The 16,519-nt window shown below is 57.6% G+C and carries 19 protein-coding genes and 1 pseudogene; 5 read left to right on the top strand and 15 right to left on the bottom strand.

Annotated features, from left to right (window positions below):
* Positions 1–180 precede the first annotated feature (180 nt).
* The 6 genes and pseudogenes from AABE10_RS33100 to AABE10_RS33075 form a co-directional block, all read right to left on the bottom strand.
* Positions 181–639, bottom strand: a pseudogene (locus AABE10_RS33100) (IS110 family transposase); the annotation flags it as partial.
* 196 nt (positions 640–835) lie between these two features.
* Positions 836–1,633: a DUF5677 domain-containing protein gene (locus tag AABE10_RS33095; RefSeq protein WP_342937315.1), complete on the bottom strand. Its 798-nt coding sequence runs from the start codon at positions 1,631–1,633 to the stop codon at positions 836–838.
* A gap of 211 nt (positions 1,634–1,844) precedes the next feature.
* Positions 1,845–2,624: a DUF4365 domain-containing protein gene (locus AABE10_RS33090; RefSeq protein WP_342937314.1), complete on the bottom strand. Its 780-nt coding sequence runs from the start codon at positions 2,622–2,624 to the stop codon at positions 1,845–1,847.
* A gap of 62 nt (positions 2,625–2,686) precedes the next feature.
* Entirely contained in the window at positions 2,687–3,589 is a 903-nt protein-coding gene (locus AABE10_RS33085; RefSeq protein ID WP_342937313.1) for a hypothetical protein, read from the bottom strand.
* Positions 3,590–3,602: 13 nt separating this feature from the next.
* Positions 3,603–4,289: a hypothetical protein gene (locus AABE10_RS33080; RefSeq protein ID WP_342937312.1), complete on the bottom strand. Its 687-nt coding sequence runs from the start codon at positions 4,287–4,289 to the stop codon at positions 3,603–3,605.
* Entirely contained in the window at positions 4,282–5,109 is an 828-nt protein-coding gene (locus AABE10_RS33075) for a TIGR04255 family protein (RefSeq protein WP_342937311.1), read from the bottom strand. The genes AABE10_RS33080 and AABE10_RS33075 overlap by 8 nt, the downstream gene beginning before the upstream one ends.
* 392 nt (positions 5,110–5,501) lie before the next feature.
* On the opposite strand from AABE10_RS33075, the gene AABE10_RS33070 reads away from it, so the two are divergent.
* Positions 5,502–6,272, top strand: a complete 771-nt coding sequence (locus tag AABE10_RS33070) for a hypothetical protein (protein ID WP_342937310.1) — start codon at positions 5,502–5,504, stop codon at positions 6,270–6,272.
* Positions 6,269–6,943, top strand: a complete 675-nt coding sequence (locus AABE10_RS33065) for an RES domain-containing protein (protein ID WP_342937309.1) — start codon at positions 6,269–6,271, stop codon at positions 6,941–6,943. The genes AABE10_RS33070 and AABE10_RS33065 overlap by 4 nt, the downstream gene beginning before the upstream one ends.
* A 403-nt stretch (positions 6,944–7,346) precedes the next feature.
* Here the strand turns inward: AABE10_RS33065 and AABE10_RS33060 are convergent, their stop codons facing one another.
* Complete coding sequence (locus AABE10_RS33060; protein ID WP_342937308.1) at positions 7,347–8,486, bottom strand: hypothetical protein; 1,140 nt, start codon at positions 8,484–8,486, stop codon at positions 7,347–7,349.
* A gap of 391 nt (positions 8,487–8,877) precedes the next feature.
* Between AABE10_RS33060 and AABE10_RS33055 the strand changes: the two genes are divergently transcribed.
* Complete coding sequence (locus AABE10_RS33055; protein ID WP_342937307.1) at positions 8,878–9,390, top strand: hypothetical protein; 513 nt, start codon at positions 8,878–8,880, stop codon at positions 9,388–9,390.
* 63 nt (positions 9,391–9,453) lie between these two features.
* Here AABE10_RS33055 and AABE10_RS33050 read toward each other — a convergent pair whose 3' ends face one another.
* On the bottom strand, positions 9,454–9,648 hold the full coding sequence (locus AABE10_RS33050; protein WP_342937306.1) for a hypothetical protein: 195 nt from the start codon (positions 9,646–9,648) through the stop codon (positions 9,454–9,456).
* A gap of 202 nt (positions 9,649–9,850) precedes the next feature.
* On the opposite strand from AABE10_RS33050, the gene AABE10_RS33045 reads away from it, so the two are divergent.
* Complete coding sequence (locus AABE10_RS33045) at positions 9,851–11,242, top strand: hypothetical protein (RefSeq protein ID WP_342937305.1); 1,392 nt, start codon at positions 9,851–9,853, stop codon at positions 11,240–11,242.
* Between the two features lie 293 nt (positions 11,243–11,535).
* Here the strand turns inward: AABE10_RS33045 and AABE10_RS33040 are convergent, their stop codons facing one another.
* From AABE10_RS33040 to AABE10_RS33020, 5 genes are all read right to left on the bottom strand, one after another.
* Positions 11,536–12,669 (bottom strand): hypothetical protein, encoded by a 1,134-nt coding sequence (locus tag AABE10_RS33040; RefSeq protein ID WP_342937304.1) that lies wholly within the window; start codon positions 12,667–12,669, stop codon positions 11,536–11,538.
* Positions 12,669–13,388 (bottom strand): hypothetical protein, encoded by a 720-nt coding sequence (locus AABE10_RS33035; RefSeq protein WP_342937303.1) that lies wholly within the window; start codon positions 13,386–13,388, stop codon positions 12,669–12,671. Before AABE10_RS33035 ends, AABE10_RS33040 begins: the two co-directional genes overlap by 1 nt.
* Before the next feature lie 159 nt (positions 13,389–13,547).
* Positions 13,548–13,751 carry a DUF2188 domain-containing protein gene (locus AABE10_RS33030; protein ID WP_342937302.1) on the bottom strand — a complete coding sequence of 68 codons (204 nt, stop codon included), beginning with the start codon at positions 13,749–13,751 and terminating at the stop codon, positions 13,548–13,550.
* A 387-nt stretch (positions 13,752–14,138) separates the two neighbouring features.
* Positions 14,139–14,627 carry an ImmA/IrrE family metallo-endopeptidase gene (locus AABE10_RS33025; RefSeq protein ID WP_342937301.1) on the bottom strand — a complete coding sequence of 163 codons (489 nt, stop codon included), beginning with the start codon at positions 14,625–14,627 and terminating at the stop codon, positions 14,139–14,141.
* 2 nt (positions 14,628–14,629) lie between these two features.
* Positions 14,630–14,992: a helix-turn-helix domain-containing protein gene (locus tag AABE10_RS33020; RefSeq protein ID WP_342937300.1), complete on the bottom strand. Its 363-nt coding sequence runs from the start codon at positions 14,990–14,992 to the stop codon at positions 14,630–14,632.
* Between the two features lie 206 nt (positions 14,993–15,198).
* Here AABE10_RS33020 and AABE10_RS33015 point away from each other — a divergent pair, with 206 nt between their 5' ends.
* A complete protein-coding gene (locus AABE10_RS33015) occupies positions 15,199–15,540 on the top strand; it encodes a helix-turn-helix domain-containing protein (protein WP_342937299.1) in 342 nt (113 codons plus the stop codon).
* A 563-nt stretch (positions 15,541–16,103) separates the two neighbouring features.
* On the opposite strand, the gene AABE10_RS33010 is transcribed toward AABE10_RS33015, so the two are convergent.
* Complete coding sequence (locus tag AABE10_RS33010; protein WP_342937298.1) at positions 16,104–16,319, bottom strand: hypothetical protein; 216 nt, start codon at positions 16,317–16,319, stop codon at positions 16,104–16,106.
* A 23-nt stretch (positions 16,320–16,342) separates the two neighbouring features.
* Positions 16,343–16,489, bottom strand: coding sequence for a hypothetical protein (locus AABE10_RS33005; protein ID WP_342937297.1), 147 nt, complete (start codon positions 16,487–16,489; stop codon positions 16,343–16,345).
* Positions 16,490–16,519 lie beyond the last annotated feature (30 nt).

The raw sequence follows: 16,519 nt of genomic DNA, 5'->3' as shown, positions 1-16,519 counted from the left end.
GCCCGCCTTCGTTCTGACTCCAGGTCAGCATCAACAGGAAGGGGCCCGCGTGGGCCCCTTAATTGTTGACGGATTCGCTCAAGCTCCTGTCGTCATTTATGCGCGCTTTTAGACCGCCAACAACAACTGGTCGGGCTGTGATGCGAGCGCGACTTTGGCGGCCTCGATCGATGCCCGGCGGCCTTGCGGCAGCACGATACCGAATTCGTAGAGCAGTCCACGAAGCTGGTTGACCTGCATGACGCGAATCCGGACCAGTTGCTGACGGATGCGGTGCAGTGCCAGCATGGCCTGCTGGTCTTCGGTCTTGACGGCCACGAACCGCATGCCGGGACGCTGGGCAGCTTCCCAGATCGCCGCGGCGTCGGCCGCGTCGTTCTTGTTCGACTTCACGAACGGCCGTACGAACTGGGCTGCGATGAGGCGCACGTCGTGGCCAAGCCGCGCCAGGACACGGGCCCAGTGATGGGCGCTGCCGCAGGCCTCCATGACGACACGGCTCGCAGGCCGGTTGGCGAAGAACGGTACGAGCTGGGCGCGTTTGAGCGCCTTGCTGTGAATCGCGCCGGTCTCGGGCTCGACGTAATGAATCTGGAAAACGCGCTTGGCGAGGTCGATGGCAATGGTCGTGGGTTCCATCTGGTTCTCCTTGGCGGCTGGACTGCCGAACCAGCAATGTCGCATGATCTGGATGCGAGACTGCGGCGCCGGACGGCTTGTTAAGGCGGGAGGCGACCATTCCATCTATTTAGGACCTACAACATAAAAGTTGATAATTCGCTTTATGTCAAATCGAGATCTGGTGGAATAGACGCTCATCTGGATTTCGTTCGGCCTAGCTTGTGCGCATTGATTTCCAATCGCTCACACAAGCGCTCATTTCGCCCGCGAAAGGATCTAGCCCAAACCAATCAATAACGCTCGCCAGGGCGTGCAGCATGACGCTGCAAGCTGTGAATAGGACGTTATCAAGCTCCTCACGCTCGGGCCTGAAGACAAAACCGGGGCCGTTTCCACCGGCATTCAGCGAATGATGGTGTCCTAGGCTCCAGACTGTGCAGTGCGCCCCGTCGCCGGACATGGTGCGGTAAGCGATGTCGTACAGATCGCCCATACCGGCTGCACTAGCCTTCTGCGCCCAGTTGATTTTCGTTGGTCCCTTAGCGCCATAGAGTTTCGCCACCTCACTAACAGTCGCGCCCAACTCCGCAATCTTCTCTTCCGTGAGGCTGTTCTTCGACTTGTTGGCCTCAAGGAGAGATTTGGCAAGTTTGCTACGGTGGAGATCGGCGTCCTCTGCGATCTGCGCAGGCATAGTGGGATCGATTCGACAGTTTGCCAGGGCGATTGCCGTCTCCGTAGCGGAGCGAACCAAAGTCCGAGCATCGGCTAGCGCACCACGCTCCGAAAGCAATATTGTCGTTTGAAACGACTGGAGAGCGCGCGCGAAACACAGATTGCCAGTGAGATGAGCTTCTGTCATGTCCTCCGCTGGAAGGGAGAACAGAACTTCCATTGCCAGCCTATTAATGCGCACGGCGGCGGCGAACTCCGGCTTGAATACGTTCCTGACCTGGTCAATCCAGCTTCCCAGGTCGTTGGAGAGGAATCCAACCTCGTTGAATTTTTCCATTTCCCAGTCTCGGCGTTGGATTGAGTCTGCAACGCTCCAGGCATTCATCAAGCCGGTCTACGAGTATGACCGGACGGTCAAGCAAAAACCGCCGCTCATGCTTGCTCGTGAGCGGTCATTCGCCGCGATACGCCCGTGAAGGAAGCTATGTAGCTAACGCATATTACCGATATAGCTGGCGGCCGCTTCAAAAACTATGGATAAGCTTGCGTCAGTTGCTAAAAAATCGGTTGTAGTCTTCTCGGGAAAATCTTCTGATTTCGCCGTCGTCATCCCAATACGTTGCAAAATTGTGGTTCGTAACAATGTCCTGCAAGTCAGCATAAGATTCGTTGAATTCATTTTTGGCATTCACCAACGCAGCTTTTCTAACCTTGAAAACTTCCACGAGTGCTGTAGCTTGGTCTAATTGCCCGCGCAATTCGTGACGTTCTTCTACAAGGTCACAAAGCACTTGGCCATCCGGGTTGTTACCGTCTAGGGCAGCAATGGCATCTTTGATTCGCTGCGCACCGTCGAGCACATTTGATAGGTAGTCGTCGATGTGTGATGCAGCGGATTGACCAGCTTTTTCACGCAGATCATCAACACTATCTTCTGAAAAGACATCTTCAGCTAGATCAAAGTCAATGCGCACTTGTCCTTTTGGTGTCACAGGGTACGTGATCTGAGGGTCGACGAAATGAAGATACATTTCAGCCTTTGACAAATCTACAAGAACCACATAGACAGGCAAGCCCAAATCTTTCCAGTACTCCACATTTTGAGGATTGACATAAACGTGGTCTTTTTCTTCTTTACTGGTGGCTTTGACTTGAAACGCGATAAATTGACCGGTGCTGAATTGCTTCTCGTCCATCACCTCAACTTGCGCATCAATGCCAATATCAATACCGGTAAGCCTGCAAGGCCACTTCAAGACACTGGCAATCTTATAGGCGAAAAAATACTCACCAGCATCACCAGAAGCTTTCTTCAACGTATAAAGCATGGTTTTTGATTGATTGAAGTTGAGCGGCCAAAAGTACACCGGGTCGTGTGCTACTCGTCCGCCTACGGCTTTGTTCGCCCGGCCTCAGGACGATACGCGTGCCCCGACTCCACGCCCTTCTTCGCCGCCCGCGCGTCGGCTGCGTAGGACACGTCGTCAAACTGCCAGCGGTCGTAGGCACGCATGTGATGACGTGTGAACTGAGATTCACCAAAGAGACGTACCGCCTCCACTTCGATGCCCTCTATCCCGACCAGAAACTTTTCGATTTCATCGAGCACCGGCTGCATCTGCTCTCGAAGGCCAGCATTGCTGAAGTCGTCCTCGCGGCACAACAACACGAGATCGCACGAGTAATCCTCGCCCTGTCCGAGTTCGACATAGCGCGGCTTGAGCGAAATAAACACCTCCGTGACGGCCGGCAGCTTCTCGAGCAGTTTGCGCATCTTGTCTTCGGCCTTCACCGTTGCCAGCCGACCATTGAAGGTGTCCGGCAACGCGGTGCGGACATAGCGCGTCATCAGCCAGTCCATCAGGTCGCGAATGCGTTGGGGCGCGATTGTTACCTCGAAAGCCGGGATCTGCGTCACCCATCCGCGTGGAACGAGAAAGCGATTCCACGGCTTGATGCGCAAATGTCCGTTCCCCCCTTCCAGCTCGACAGCAAATGTCCGAAAGCTCTTCTGGTAGGTGTCGGCGGGGTTCGGGGCCCCCTCCCCCCAAGTGGCGAGCAGGAACTCGACATACGGCTCTGCCTCGTCCCTGAACTGAACAATGTCACAGGTCTGGCTGACCGCAACGAAACAGACCTTCGTTGAATCCACCAACGTTACGAGATCGTCGCGCCCCGCATGCGCGAGGATTTCCTTGAAGTGCCCGTGTGTCGCTGGATCGGCGATCACGCCCTGCTGCCACCCCATGCGCGACAGCGTTGAACCAATGTTTTGCGCAACCTGATCACTCAACCTCGCGCCCCCTTCACTGACCAAACCCGCGAGCCATGAGATCGTTTACGCGCCGGAACTCGGCGACCTGCTGGCGCGAGAGCGTGGCGATCGACCGCAGCGCGGCGGCGACGCGGTCCTCGTCGATCACCTCCTGCGTCAGAAGCGAGAACAGATCGCCCCGCTGTCCGTCCGCGTGCTCAACAATCGATGCGTGAAGATGCGCCGCTAGGTTGCCCGCCTCGTAGCCGTTCCATCGCTCGGCGAGACGTTCGAGAACGGCCAGACGTGCGAGTGTATCTTCACGGACCTGTCCCGGGTACGCCTCGTCTAGCCAGTTGTAGAGTGCAGCGCGCGAGCACTGGAGCACAGCAGCCAGCTCCTTGCTCGATATGCCAAAGGCGGCCTTAACCCGGTTCAGACGGTCGCGAAGGGGCACGGCCCCCCCCGTGGCCTGCGCAGGGGCAACCGCGGGCAACTCGTCCGCGACCTGTGGCCAAGCAATCGTTGTGAACAACTCGTAGTTCATGGGAAACACGACGGTCCCCGCGTCACCATACACCGGCGTCGAGCTGTAGCCCGTGAGAATGAGAATTTGCGGATTTTCATTTTCCCGGTGGATCATGGATACGTTGCCGCCGGTTGATATCTCCGGACGGGCGAACAACGGTTGCGCCAGCATCTGGGCCCGCACTACATTCCTAATTGCAATATCAAGCATCGGAGACTCCGTCTTTCCAGATTGTCTGACCGCGCTCACTGGTGAGTGCCTTGAAAACCGCCGACTGGGACTGATGCAGAATCTTCGCACAGTCAACGAAAGTGTCGGCATCTACAATGCGTTTAATCTCCGCCGAAGCATCGACATCTAGAAACGCGATCGTGGCATGTTTCTCCCGCTGCGCAAGCGCCGTTGCTCGCTGGAGACGCTCCGATGGGGAAAGTTCGGGAACGAAGAAAAACGCCGGTGGGTATGGCTGCGCAGCAGGCACTGTCCCGGCCCTGACCACCGTGCTTTGGGTGATGGGCCCTGCAACCTCATAGACCAGTTCATGCGTGTGCCGACTCAAGCGCCCGCCCGGCCAGAGGGTCTCTATCCCTGAAAACGGCGCGGCGAAAAAATCGCCGACTGACAGGCCGCCCTCTGGAAGCACGATATCCCAGTAGCGCATGCCAAGACGCTCAACGAACGTCTTTGGCCACGCGTGCAGCCAAGCCCCCCACACCTCCCGCAGGACCTGGGCGAAGTGCGCCGAGTCAATATACGTCGTCGCGTGGACTGCGAGCGTATCGTGGCCAAGGACCACGCCTGTGCGGCCGTCCTCGGACAGGAAGTGAAACCGGGGCACCACCTGCGGGGTCATCACCTGCGCGCCGAAGTTCAACGCCACCGCCTGCCCCTTGATCAGGCGGGGGAACTGCGAAACGAGGCTTTCTTGAAGGCGGCCGGCTATCGAATCGAGGGACAGGAGACTTCCGAATCGAACTTCCGCCACGACATACGCGAGCGGCGCGTTCTTCCAAGTACCAAGAGGCTGCATGTTGGGATTTCCGAGAGTTTGAGTAATTCTAGTCCAATGAAAATCTTTTAGACAGTTTTTTGGACACGCATCATTCAACCCGATCGGGGCGATATTATGAGATTGTCCACTTCGGAGAGGCGATGGGAGGCGAAGTCTTTCTTCGCACGGATGCGAGGAATTCACGCACCCACGTGGTTGACGTCATGAAAGTCATGAACTAGCATTAAGCTATGAGAAAACACACACGCACTATCGCAGGCGCACCGGCGCCCGATAACCTGGTCGTGACGAGCCAAGCGGGCGTATATTCCGGCCGGACGGGCGGCCCAGTCGCGTCCGGGGAATTTGCCTTAGTGAAATTTGTCGCAAAGAAGCGCTCAACGAGGGCACGCAGCCGGACCGGCGCTACGGTGGTTGACCTGCTGCACGGCGCCAAGTCGGTGGGTGGCGGGGCCGCATATGTCTATGATATTGGGCGCCCGGCGCGCGAACTCGGGAAAAAGGACGACCCTGTAAAACTAATCCAGAGGATGCCGGCACCAAAACATGGCCGCCACCCCAAATTCAAGGCCGGGAAGTCGAGGATGCGGGACGTCGACTACCGCGATCTCGCTCAGAAGACGCTGGACCGAGTCACGGTCAACGTGGATCAGACAGCAGTCGATTATCTGGCGACAGTCATTCGCAAGCTATCGACCGGCAAGCCGGTCAGGTTGACAAGTGCGCGCAAGCTGCAATCGTCCGAGAGCGACGTGGTCACCGCGAGCGATCCGCTCGCGGCCGCACGGGCGCGTGGGCGCCGCTATGCGATTGAACAGTATGAGAATCCTGACAATCTTGCTCTGTTGGAGGCTCGAGACTACGCCGGGCGCAACGAGCGTGCTATCAATGAATCGCGTCAAGCTGGCGAGCTGTATGCGTTGCTCCCGCCCGGGAAAACGCGCGGCTTCCGTTACCCCAAATGGCAGTTTGACGCGCACCCGGATCGCGTGAAGGCGGCGTTGCGTCCGTTCGTCGACGCTGGCTCGAACAGCTGGGTTATTCATTCGTTCATGCTGCGCAAACGGGAAGCGCTGGCTGGCCTTTCACCTGCGGATGTAATCGTTGACGACAAGCAGGACATCGGTCGCGTCATCGGGCTGGCGGAGTCCGACCTGTGTGGCGAACAGGGAGGCCTATGACAGGCAGTCAGCGCGCGGTGGGAGCCGTTGACTGCCCTTCCCCTCCGGTCGATTTTGTAGCGGCGAAGATCCCGGTCGTCGAACTGAATCTCTCGGTCACAAACCTATACCGCGTTCATCGACGGACGTTCGACCCCGTCTTTTACAATCGGCGGTCCGCGTCATCAACCGTGTATAGGTTCGACGCGCCGGACGACGAGTATGGCGTGCTATATGCGTCCCCTTCCTTCGACGTCTGCATGGCCGAGACGATCATGCGCGATCGCTATCAAGGCCTCCGGGTCAATGTGCCGCACGTCATCGAGGAGACAGACATCACGAGCCGGTCGGTGGCAACCTTGGGGATCGAAGATGCGAGGCCACTGCGGCTTGCAGACCTTACCGTTCCACTCTGGCGGTTTGGCTTCGACGCGCGCGTCTTGTCGGTCAACGACTACAAGGTACCAAATCTCTGGAGTCGTGCGCTCCATGACAATCATTCAAACCTTGACGGGATTTATTTCAGATCCCGCTTCGGGAACGACGTCTCTGTCGCGATATTCAGCGATCGGGCTACGCTGGTGCGGCGAGGAGAGTCCGTGCCCCTGAGCTCTCATCCGGAACTTCCAGGGTTCCTGGATCGATTCGAGATCGGAATCGCCGATCCGGACGGCGCACACTGGCATGTGTAAACTTATATCCAATAGTAGTCCTGATTTGAGCCAAACTTCGCTGATTCGCTTTAGTCAAATGACATAGGTATCCTAATTTGGATTGTCGTACTTTTGGAGCAAATTCTGGTCACTTCGAAGGCTAGGACCGCCCGCGAAGCCTTTGCCGCCCTTGCAACGTCGCGCGGCCTTGCGAATCGTAAGCCCCTGATCTTACAGCGCTCTTCAGAGCTAACCGCCACATCCAGCACGGAAAGGGACGATCGCCCCGAGTAGTCTCCCGCGCGCGGGCCCCCGTGGAACGTCGCTTCCGCGGGAACGCATCCAAGGGCGCTCGTCAGGTTCGCCCGCAACCACCCCTACCGATTTAGCACGAAACGATGGGTCCCCCCCACCAAAATCCGGCTCTACTAGCCATGTGCTTTCACGTCGCGTCCCGTGTGAAATGGCAACGGATTGTATTCAGAAATTCCTCGTATGCGGTCCCGTATTCGGCGACGCGCCTGTTCGCCTTCGCCGTTCGCCGACTGTGGTCCCTCATTGCGTACATCATGCGGAGGACACCATCTTCAACATCATCGGTGCCTGCGTCAAGCGTGGCTCTACTTCGAACACTGCCTAGCCGCTTCAACGCGTTCTGAAGCCCTCCGTCGACCGTGAGAGCCATTGTTATGTAGGGCGTTCGATTCACGGTCTGAGCACTCAGGTCACAACAAGAAATCAGCTCGACATCGCCAAGGCCTTCAACGCCATCGCCGTGAGGCTTGATCACCGAGAACGCCTTTTCCTTCGGATCCTCCATCAGTCTTCTCGCCTTCTTTTGATCGCCATTCTCGCGAAACATCTGCTTCTCAATGATGTGCATCAGCAGAAACTTCACGTAGTTTGGATCAAAATGTCGAAGCCGGACGTTTGGACATTCATCCTCAGCAACAGCAAACGGTATTCGAATTCCTAAAAGGTCTTTATCGGTAAAGTCCCGCTTCCACGACGTCGCTCGGATCTCATCGAGTGCTCGCCGAATCTGTCGCTCGTCGTGCCTAATTCGGCGGAAAATCTTCCGCAGCTCGGCTGGACGGTTGAAACCGACCGAATGCGTGCGCAAACCAATGTCAGCCAGAGCCTCCATCACTTGACTATACGCTACATCCGCCGGGCGCACGCCGCGGTATCCCGCTTCATACACGATCGCTGGGCTTACACACGCAAAGATATCAAGAAGATAGTGATCCTCAGCCACCATCAGCAACGCCAGCAACGCGTGAAATCGTGCTCGTCGACGTGGCTCCTCTTCGTGCTTGAGGACGTCTTGGAGCACGTTATTATCGATGAAGACGAGGAGGCGCTCCGATACGGTCGCGTGGTGAACCAGCGACCGATTCAAATCACCAACCGTTCGGACAAAGTCTTCCTTCGCCTGCTCTGTCGCTGACTGGAGAAACGCGGCGACACGCTTATGACGTTTCGCCCGCGCGGCCAAAATCTGTTTGTCCCATTGAGACTCTGTACCAGTGGCAAAAACTGTCGAAGTGCTCGTAGCTCTGCGCCAGCCAAATATTCTCATCCGCCGCGCTCCCGAGATTTACACGATACGAGATATAACGGCATGCATCAGCTGGTCTTTAACCTTGTTCTTACCGACAGGTATCGAATCGCCCTGCGTCGAAGGTATATGAGCGCATCGACGCAAGGCTTGCGGAGCATCTCTCCAAACGTAACGACGTCGTTCATGGCGGTAGGGAGGCACGTCGAATGTGGCTTCGGCGATACTCACTGGAACGCTTCGGAGAGGCCTCCTTCGGCGCCGCGACCTATCATTAGCGATCGACACCGTCTTCGCGCATTTGGGCTGCGACAAAGCCCGGCAAAATCTTGCGTATCATTTCGTTCACGCACACCAATCGTTGGCGTCGTCAGCAGCCTCTTTCGGGCGCTCGCCGACGGCTGAGCTTCCTTTGGCTGAAGCCGACGTTGCGCCGAGCTTTCGTGCGGATCCCGGGCGCTTATTCGAGGAATCGGGGTTGATCGGCGCGGGCCATCCTCATGTTTGGACAAAAGACGGAAAAAATGGCGCTACATCTGTCGTTCGGCCTCCTTCGCTGGATCTTGCGCGGCGTACGCAAGTTGCTCGGTTCGATCTGGGAGCGACTGACAAAATTTGTGATGCTCAGAACCTTCATGCAATCGCACTCGGTCTGGACAAAACGCAACCGACTCGGTGCCCGCTGGCCGGCAGCGCCCGGCTCGGACGGGGCATGCAGGTCGATGTGAGCCGCGCGCGCTCGCTTTACGAGCAGGCCATTGAACTGGGCCACAGGGCCGCGGCACACAATCTCGGGCTTTTCTGGGAAGGCCTGTGGGGCGCGGACGACAACGGATTCATCCCGGACCGCACGAAGGCCATGCAGAGCTATCGACGCGGTGGCGACGACAAAGTTTGCCAACGCCGCCTGGAAGCACTGCGTTGAGTTCCTACCGCCCGCCAGTCGTGCGGCTGGCAGATTTCAGGCGGCACACGACGGATATTTCCATCAATTGATAAAGGCAAGGTTACGGAGTAGCGACTCCCCGTCCTCCGTGATGCGAGGGCGTACTGCTCCGCCCGCAAGTCGCTCCAGGGCGACAAGCTGGCGTTCAAGCAACGCACCAGGTTCTTCCCGATCCGCAATGTGATCGGCCGAGTCCTTGACCAGCATCAACGTTGCGAATTCGTGGGCGCTCAACACGGGATGCTCCTGATGCAAAGAGAGAAACGCCGGTCGTCAGGTTGTACGGTGACGGGCGCTGCATGACGCCCACGACCGTGGGCGGACTACCGAGGGCGAAAAGCTTAATCCCGGAATGTGACAGCATGAGGACGGCGTTAAATACCGACATCGCCTCATCTATAATCACTGCCAGAATCAACGTCGCATGGAGTCCTACTATATGAGTCAAGCCCGCGGGCGATATGCGGGATCCCGGCGCAACGGCGAGCGTCAACCTCACCACGAGAAAAAGCCTCCGCCCCAACGGCCGGGACCTCCGTATGTGAAGGTGCCGCCCCGAGACTCCGCCCAGACTGCCTCCATCTTCAAAACACGATCGTTTCAGTTTCTGGTCGACGCGGTAGGCGCAGAGAATATCGCCATCGCACTCGAATCGAACATGGCGCGCGTGGCCGAACTGATGAAAGGCGAGCGGTTCACGCCCGAGACCGCCTTTCACATGGAAACCACGCTTGGATTACCGCATGGCTTTTTTGACCAACCCAATCCTGCGCTCGCGGACGAGATTATCGCCCGTCTGAAGTCACCGCTCGACTTCGTCCAGATCGACGAAGGAATCGACGCAGAGCCCGAAGCACTTGAGCCGGCTCCTGCCAGGACCGTCGACCAGCAACCAGTTCCTGAAGATAGTTTGTCCGAGGAAGCGCAAATGCCAAAGAAAGTAGCTGGCGGTTCGCCGAGAGCCGTCAGGAATAGTCGAAGCGGAAAGCCCGAACAGCCCAAACCAGGAGTGCCGGTTAAAGCTTCGCGTCCGACAAACAAGCCGCCTAAAACGCCGCAACAGCAGCCGCCAGCATTGAGCGACAGCGCCGAGGTGGAAAATATCCGACGCGCGAACCTCCACCTTCTCACCCGTCGCAACGGATCGAAAGTCAGACTCGGTGTGGTCATGGAGATGAGTGGATTCAACATCGCCGACCGGCTACATGGCAAGAAGCGCATGGACAATGTGGAAACAAACCGGTTCACGGAGCGACTCGGATTGCCAGTTGGCTGGTTGGACAGTCCGCGCACGGAAGCCGACATTCCAGAGTCGGTGTCGCATCTGCTTGCGCCTGCTCCACGCGGTCGCGCATCCGTTCAACAACAGGAGCCGCCTGCGCCAGCAACGAACGATGGCGTACAGGGGAAACGCGTCGACGGGAAGGTGCGCACGAGGCGACGTGCGACCGCTCTGGATGCTTCGGGAAGCCCCGCACCTGTTTCGGCGGACGCTGGGGAAGACAGGGAGACGATCGTCGTCAGCCCGCGAGCGGATGTCAATGATTCCCCCGACGACCTTGCCAGCCGTTCATTCAATGAAAAGGATGAAGCGGTCCCGGCAGTCACATCTGCACCTTCCGGGTCGATGCCTGAGTCGTTGCCCGTCTCCGCGCACCCGCAGCAAAGTCCCGCCTCCCTCCCCTTCACTACCGTGACCAGCCTGGACAATCTCCAGGGTATTGCACCGATAGCAGAAGCATTGATCAAGACGCTGGCGGGTAAGGCACGCACGGGTCGACTGGACGAATTGAAAGCCCTGGAACTTCTACAGCAGGCGGTCCTGTTGTAAGTCGATGGTGGCGTCGATCGAGCGATCCGTCGTGAGCGCCAGGCCGTCTGGATTTGCGCCGGAATGCATGAGGCCCCAGTGAGACGGGAAACGGTTATCACCGTGACTCACGAATTTGCACGACCATCATGCGATGCAGCCGCGGACGCCCGGAACGACTCCTTCTTCCGACGGGACGTTAGAGCCGTGCGCGTGCATCGGGCGCAAGCGGCTCGACGTTTGCCTGTTATCTTGTGCATACGACATGCCGATCCCGTCGACAGTCGTCGCGTCCCACGAGGTGATTCAGGTGTCTACACCTGCAACGTCTTGACTAGGTTGCGCTGCACGTCGTGCGACAAGCCTAACGAGAGCAGGCTGGAGAAGTTCTCCTGATAAACGTTTTTCAGAAGCTCATCCATCTCAACGGAAAGGTAAAGCAACCAGTCGCGCTTCTCGGATGTGTCGAAGATCACGCGGCTCCCATCGGGAACCCACAGCCTGCCAGCGGCGATCGGGTCGCGATAGAGGGCGTCGAGGTGACGCTGCGTCTCCGAGAGAATCGCAAGGTCGCTATACTGGCCTAGGCGCAATGCACTCATGTCCGCGTGATACATGATGGCAGCCATGTCATAGCTGGAGAGTTGAATGTCGCGGGTGGAGTCCGCCTTGACACTCTTGCAAAGGCGAATTGCCTTGCGAAGGCCGCCGTTGATGCTATCGCATCGGCTGCCTACGCGCTGGATGTGAAGGAATGGCAAGTTGTCGATCGTCTCGCCAGTCTTCTTGTTGTAGATCGTCACCGCCCGATCGGCCTGCCGGCCACTCGCCTGAAATTCCTTGGTGTCGTACCAGTGAGCGGGCACCACGTCGACGGATCGCTGAAGCGATCCACCCGAGACCTTTACCGCCTTAGCGCCAGTTTTGTCGACCTTGGCTGCTGGAAACGCGTCATCGAGATCAACCTCAACCTGCTGCCGAAGGCTGCTCAGGACACCACCCGACGTTCTGTGAGAAGGGCTCGTGTATCCGCCCTGCAAAGCCTGCACGCCAGCTGTGTTATAAGTATAGAAGTCCTTTGTGATGGCCAGCACATCGACGTCGCTGACCCGCTTGATGTGGATATCTAAAGGCACTGATCCCTGCAACTTGAATTCGGCATTGATGCCCGCTAAGGTCAGCCGGTCTCGCAACTGGCTGGCCACCCGCTCGCCGGTCCGTTCGCTGACCTCAGTGTACTTCTTCCCGACGGCCTGCATAGCACCAATGGCGTATCGAGTCCAGCGTTGGTTTGAGGTGCCGCGCTTCTCCCACTCCTCGATTTCCGCGGCATCCATGGCAAAGTGTCCGCCTGAGGCTGAGTCAGCCTTGAGGAAAGCGCCCGCAGAGGGCTCACCCTTACGGCGTGCCCGTAGTTGTGAGAGGCGAGCGTCGATATCGGAAGCCATTAGTTCCTCTTCGTCCAGTTCATCGTGCCGAAGGTCATCCGGCCACGGCCATTGAAGTAATCGCCACTCGCCGACTTCAGGTCCTTCGCGATGGTCATGACGGCGCAGCCGGTGTGCGACGCTAGGTTGAGTGCGCCGGCCTTAGGGTCGTTTCTGTAGTGATAGAGCAGCACGAATCCGTCAACACTGTCATGGGCAAGTGCCGCGGAGATGCTGCTGGATCCCGACGTCTCGGTGGTGAGGCGAATGCGCAGCTTGTCCCAAGACTGGACGATAGTAACTTCGGCCTGCCATTCATACTTGGCGGAACCGTTGCTGTCGAGCGTCTCGCCGGTGCAGCCCCACGTACCGGAGATGTCGGGGACCTTCAGTGCCAAGCCGATACCCGGCCACTTCCACGCCCACTTGTTCAACACCCAGTAGAGGAAGCCGAAAATTGCACCGGCGCCGAGCAACGACATCAAAGTAGGCGGTGCGTTGACGTTCCACCCGAACCTTTTTGCTAGGTCAACCACGGTCAGGAGCGTGAACACCAGTCCTCCCGAGATAGCACTCGCTGCCAAGCTCAAGAGTCGGCCGACGTTTGCCCGATTGACTCCCCCCATCACCGAGTATTCGTGTTCTTGCGGAGCGACCATTAGTCTAAACTTTACGATGGCACTGTTATTGAAGGTCAAAGCAATTCCCGACAAGACACCCGTCGGGCCGATCGACTTCATTCACTGCGGAATATGTTTCGCCGCGTCAGCAAATCGACGCGGCGATTACAGATCATGCCGACCGCAGACGAGAGCGCCGGGTAATCAGCCGATGCAACCCCATACGCCGTTCAGTTAGAAGCGCCGCCATAACGGACGGCGTTGCAAGTCGGCCGTTGGCTACGGCTTGCGCCACTTATCGGGGCCACCTTTGTCTGTGTGCCGCACGCGCTCGACGAGCGGAGGGTTACCGTCGTTCAGCTGCCTTGCCCGCTCGATCGCTTCTCGCTGAGTGGGCAACACATCACTGGCCCGTTGTGAATTTGGGCGGCGCACCGCATAGTCGCCCTCCGGGCGACGCTCAGCAAAGATCTTTTTTGACATGTCAGGTTCCAAGTCAAGTCATCAGATCAGAGGAGCTCCGAAGAAAGCCTCCTCTGAGTCCTACGCTGGTTTAACGTCGTTACTTCGCTTTGGGGTTGCGAAGTACGATGCGGAAGGGTTGGCCATTCGGTCGACGAATTACTCGACCCTTGACCGTGATGGTCATCCGGTAGATGACCTGTTCTTCGCTGTCGTTCGTAGCCACTTTCGGCTCCTATTTCAGCGATCTCAGCATGGAACTTGATGTTGACAAGCCTGCCTGACAAGGCATACTATATCTGCTCTCACACAGAGCAACAGCAAGACGCTTCACTCATGAGATCGTTGAGTGTCGCGTTTTCGAAAGTTTTCCTCGAGGCCTCCAGCGCGCCAACGCTTGAGGCCTTTTTATTCGTCGCGAAAATTCAGCGTCAGCTGCTTGCTCGATGTGATGCCCATCCGCGACATCAGGTATTCCGCGAACTCATCGGCCTGCCATTCGGCGTCCTCTCCTTGAGACGGCTTTGCACTTTTTTCGTTGTGCAGGACAGCCTTATGCGCCAATACTAAGTGCCCGATCTCGTGACAAATCGTACTGATCGCTGTCTCGTCCCCGTTGCATGCTTTGACATATGTGCTCTCGGGGACGAGGATCGTGAACGTTTCCGGTGAACAGATCGCATCGGTGAACAACAACCACTCGCTATCCTCGATCGGGTCGATGCAGATCGAACGCGTCGACAACGACTCGAAGAACTGCGCGATATTCAAGCGCGTCTTCCTGTTCACGCGGAACATCCGGCAGAACGTCGCCGCGCTGTGAACGATTTCGCCGGCGGTTCGGTGTACCACTCGATTTCCTCGCATCGCATACGGTGGTTTGTCTGCGTCCGACATGATTACTCTTTTTTTCGTTTGTTGATCTTCTCGAGCAACTGAGCAATCTGCTTCAGCTCCTCGGCCGTAAAACTCGACTTCGCGAAACCTGCCACCAGCATCTGTTGTTGCAGCGGCAGACCATCGACCGGAACCGCCTCGTTGGACACGGCGGCCAGCTGGCCAAGGTCTGCAATCGGATGCCCTTTCTCTTCGAAAAACTTGCCGATCTTACCCACCCATTGGGCGCTGATTTTTTTGCGTCCCGTTTCCATGGCGCTTAGGAACGACGCCGTGGTATCCAACTCTGCAGCCATCGACAACAGCGTTTGCCCAATATCGACCCGCGCTTTCCGCACGGCCTTGCCGAATGCGGTGAGTGCCATCTCATGCTCCCGTTTGTATAACAAAGTACTTCGACGGGAGTGTAGCAGGAGCCGACCTGACTGCGCAACCAGAATCAAAAAATAAATACACCGATTTGGTTGAAAAATTTCTCGTCGACGTTGGTTTGGCGGATGACTTATTGTGCCAGATCCCTTAAGCTTGAGCGCTGCTTATCCACAGATGGTGCCAAATATGGCACTCGATCATGACGCCGGAACAACAACTCGAATTCTTGCAGTCTGCGACCGAGCGGGACATCGCCAAGTACCTAGCCATGCGTGTGCGCGGGGAGCGAGTCCGAAACGGATTCTCTCAATCGGCGTTCGCCGAAAAAGCGGGCATTCCCTTGAGAACGTACAAGCGATTTGAGCTAAGCGGCGCGGGTAGCATCGAAACCCTTGCACGGATTTTGATGGCCTTGGGACATGCACGTGGCTTCTACACGCTCTTCCCTCACCCCAAGCCGGTTGCCCAGTTAACCCTCGCGGATCGCATTGAGGCTATAAGTGCGACGATCAAGAGATCGAGTGAAGTCGAAGACGCATAACTGTTGAGGCCGGGGTGCGAGCCTACTCGGCGCAGCGGTAGCTGAGCCAAGCGCGGAGATGCGAGTCTTGCGCCAGTGGTGTCGGCCGAGGTACGGTTAGCCGCTACACCATCGGCAGGACCGCCCGGGCTTCGAAGGCGCATACTCAAGGCGGCGCCTAAGGAACGGATTTGTCGGGTCCGGGCATTCAATTCTCGCGGAAGCAGTCGTGCGCAGGAGCATCGCTCAACGCGAGTTCGATCGGCTCGTTTTGTCGAGCGCCTGTCGCAGTCTGCCGACGTAGCCGCGCGAACAGCCCATGGTAGCCCACGTGGCTGCCATCGACGCGCTGCTGGGTCGAGTGACGGATTCAGGGCCGTGAGTACACGTGTTGACGGTGGTAAGACGCGTCACTCACGACCGCCGAGGTTCGAACAGCCGGAGAGCTTTGCGGAGCCGACTGACCAAAGCCAATACCCGAACGTCAGCAAAGGCCGACGATGGCCCGTCAACGGTTTGCACTACTATAGATTGACTTCCGACCCGTTCAATGCTTCCCATAGGTGGCGACATACTGCGCCAGATCAGCCCACTGTGGCGACGTCAAAAGGGGTGGGTGATCTCGAGCGACCTGCAGTGCTACCGCGTGAAACCCGATTCGGACTGTCCTGCCTTAAAAACCCATTGAATGATGCATTGAACGTCGCGCTGGTAGCGCCGGCGAGGACGGGCGGAACTTCAGCGACTGCCGCAACATTCATCACATCACGGCTGTCGGCAAAGATATCGAGCTGCTGCATGGTCGGCTGCATCGTCATCGCCCTCAGAAAAGCTGCCCTTCAAGAGCGGCCAGATTAGCCCACTTCACGACGCTGCGGAAGGTGCGGCCGTCCTCGTCGACCGACTCGATGATCACGCGCTGGCCGCTCGCTTCGGCGATCACGCGCACGGTCCGCTCGCCATAGCGCATCAGCGCGCCGATCGGCGGACAGGCCGGAGC

The organism is Paraburkholderia diazotrophica (genome assembly GCF_038900755.1).
Lineage (GTDB): Bacteria > Pseudomonadota > Gammaproteobacteria > Burkholderiales > Burkholderiaceae > Paraburkholderia > Paraburkholderia diazotrophica_A.
The sequence above is the reverse complement of the archived record's forward strand: the minus strand, read 5'-3'. Positions and strand labels throughout refer to the sequence as shown.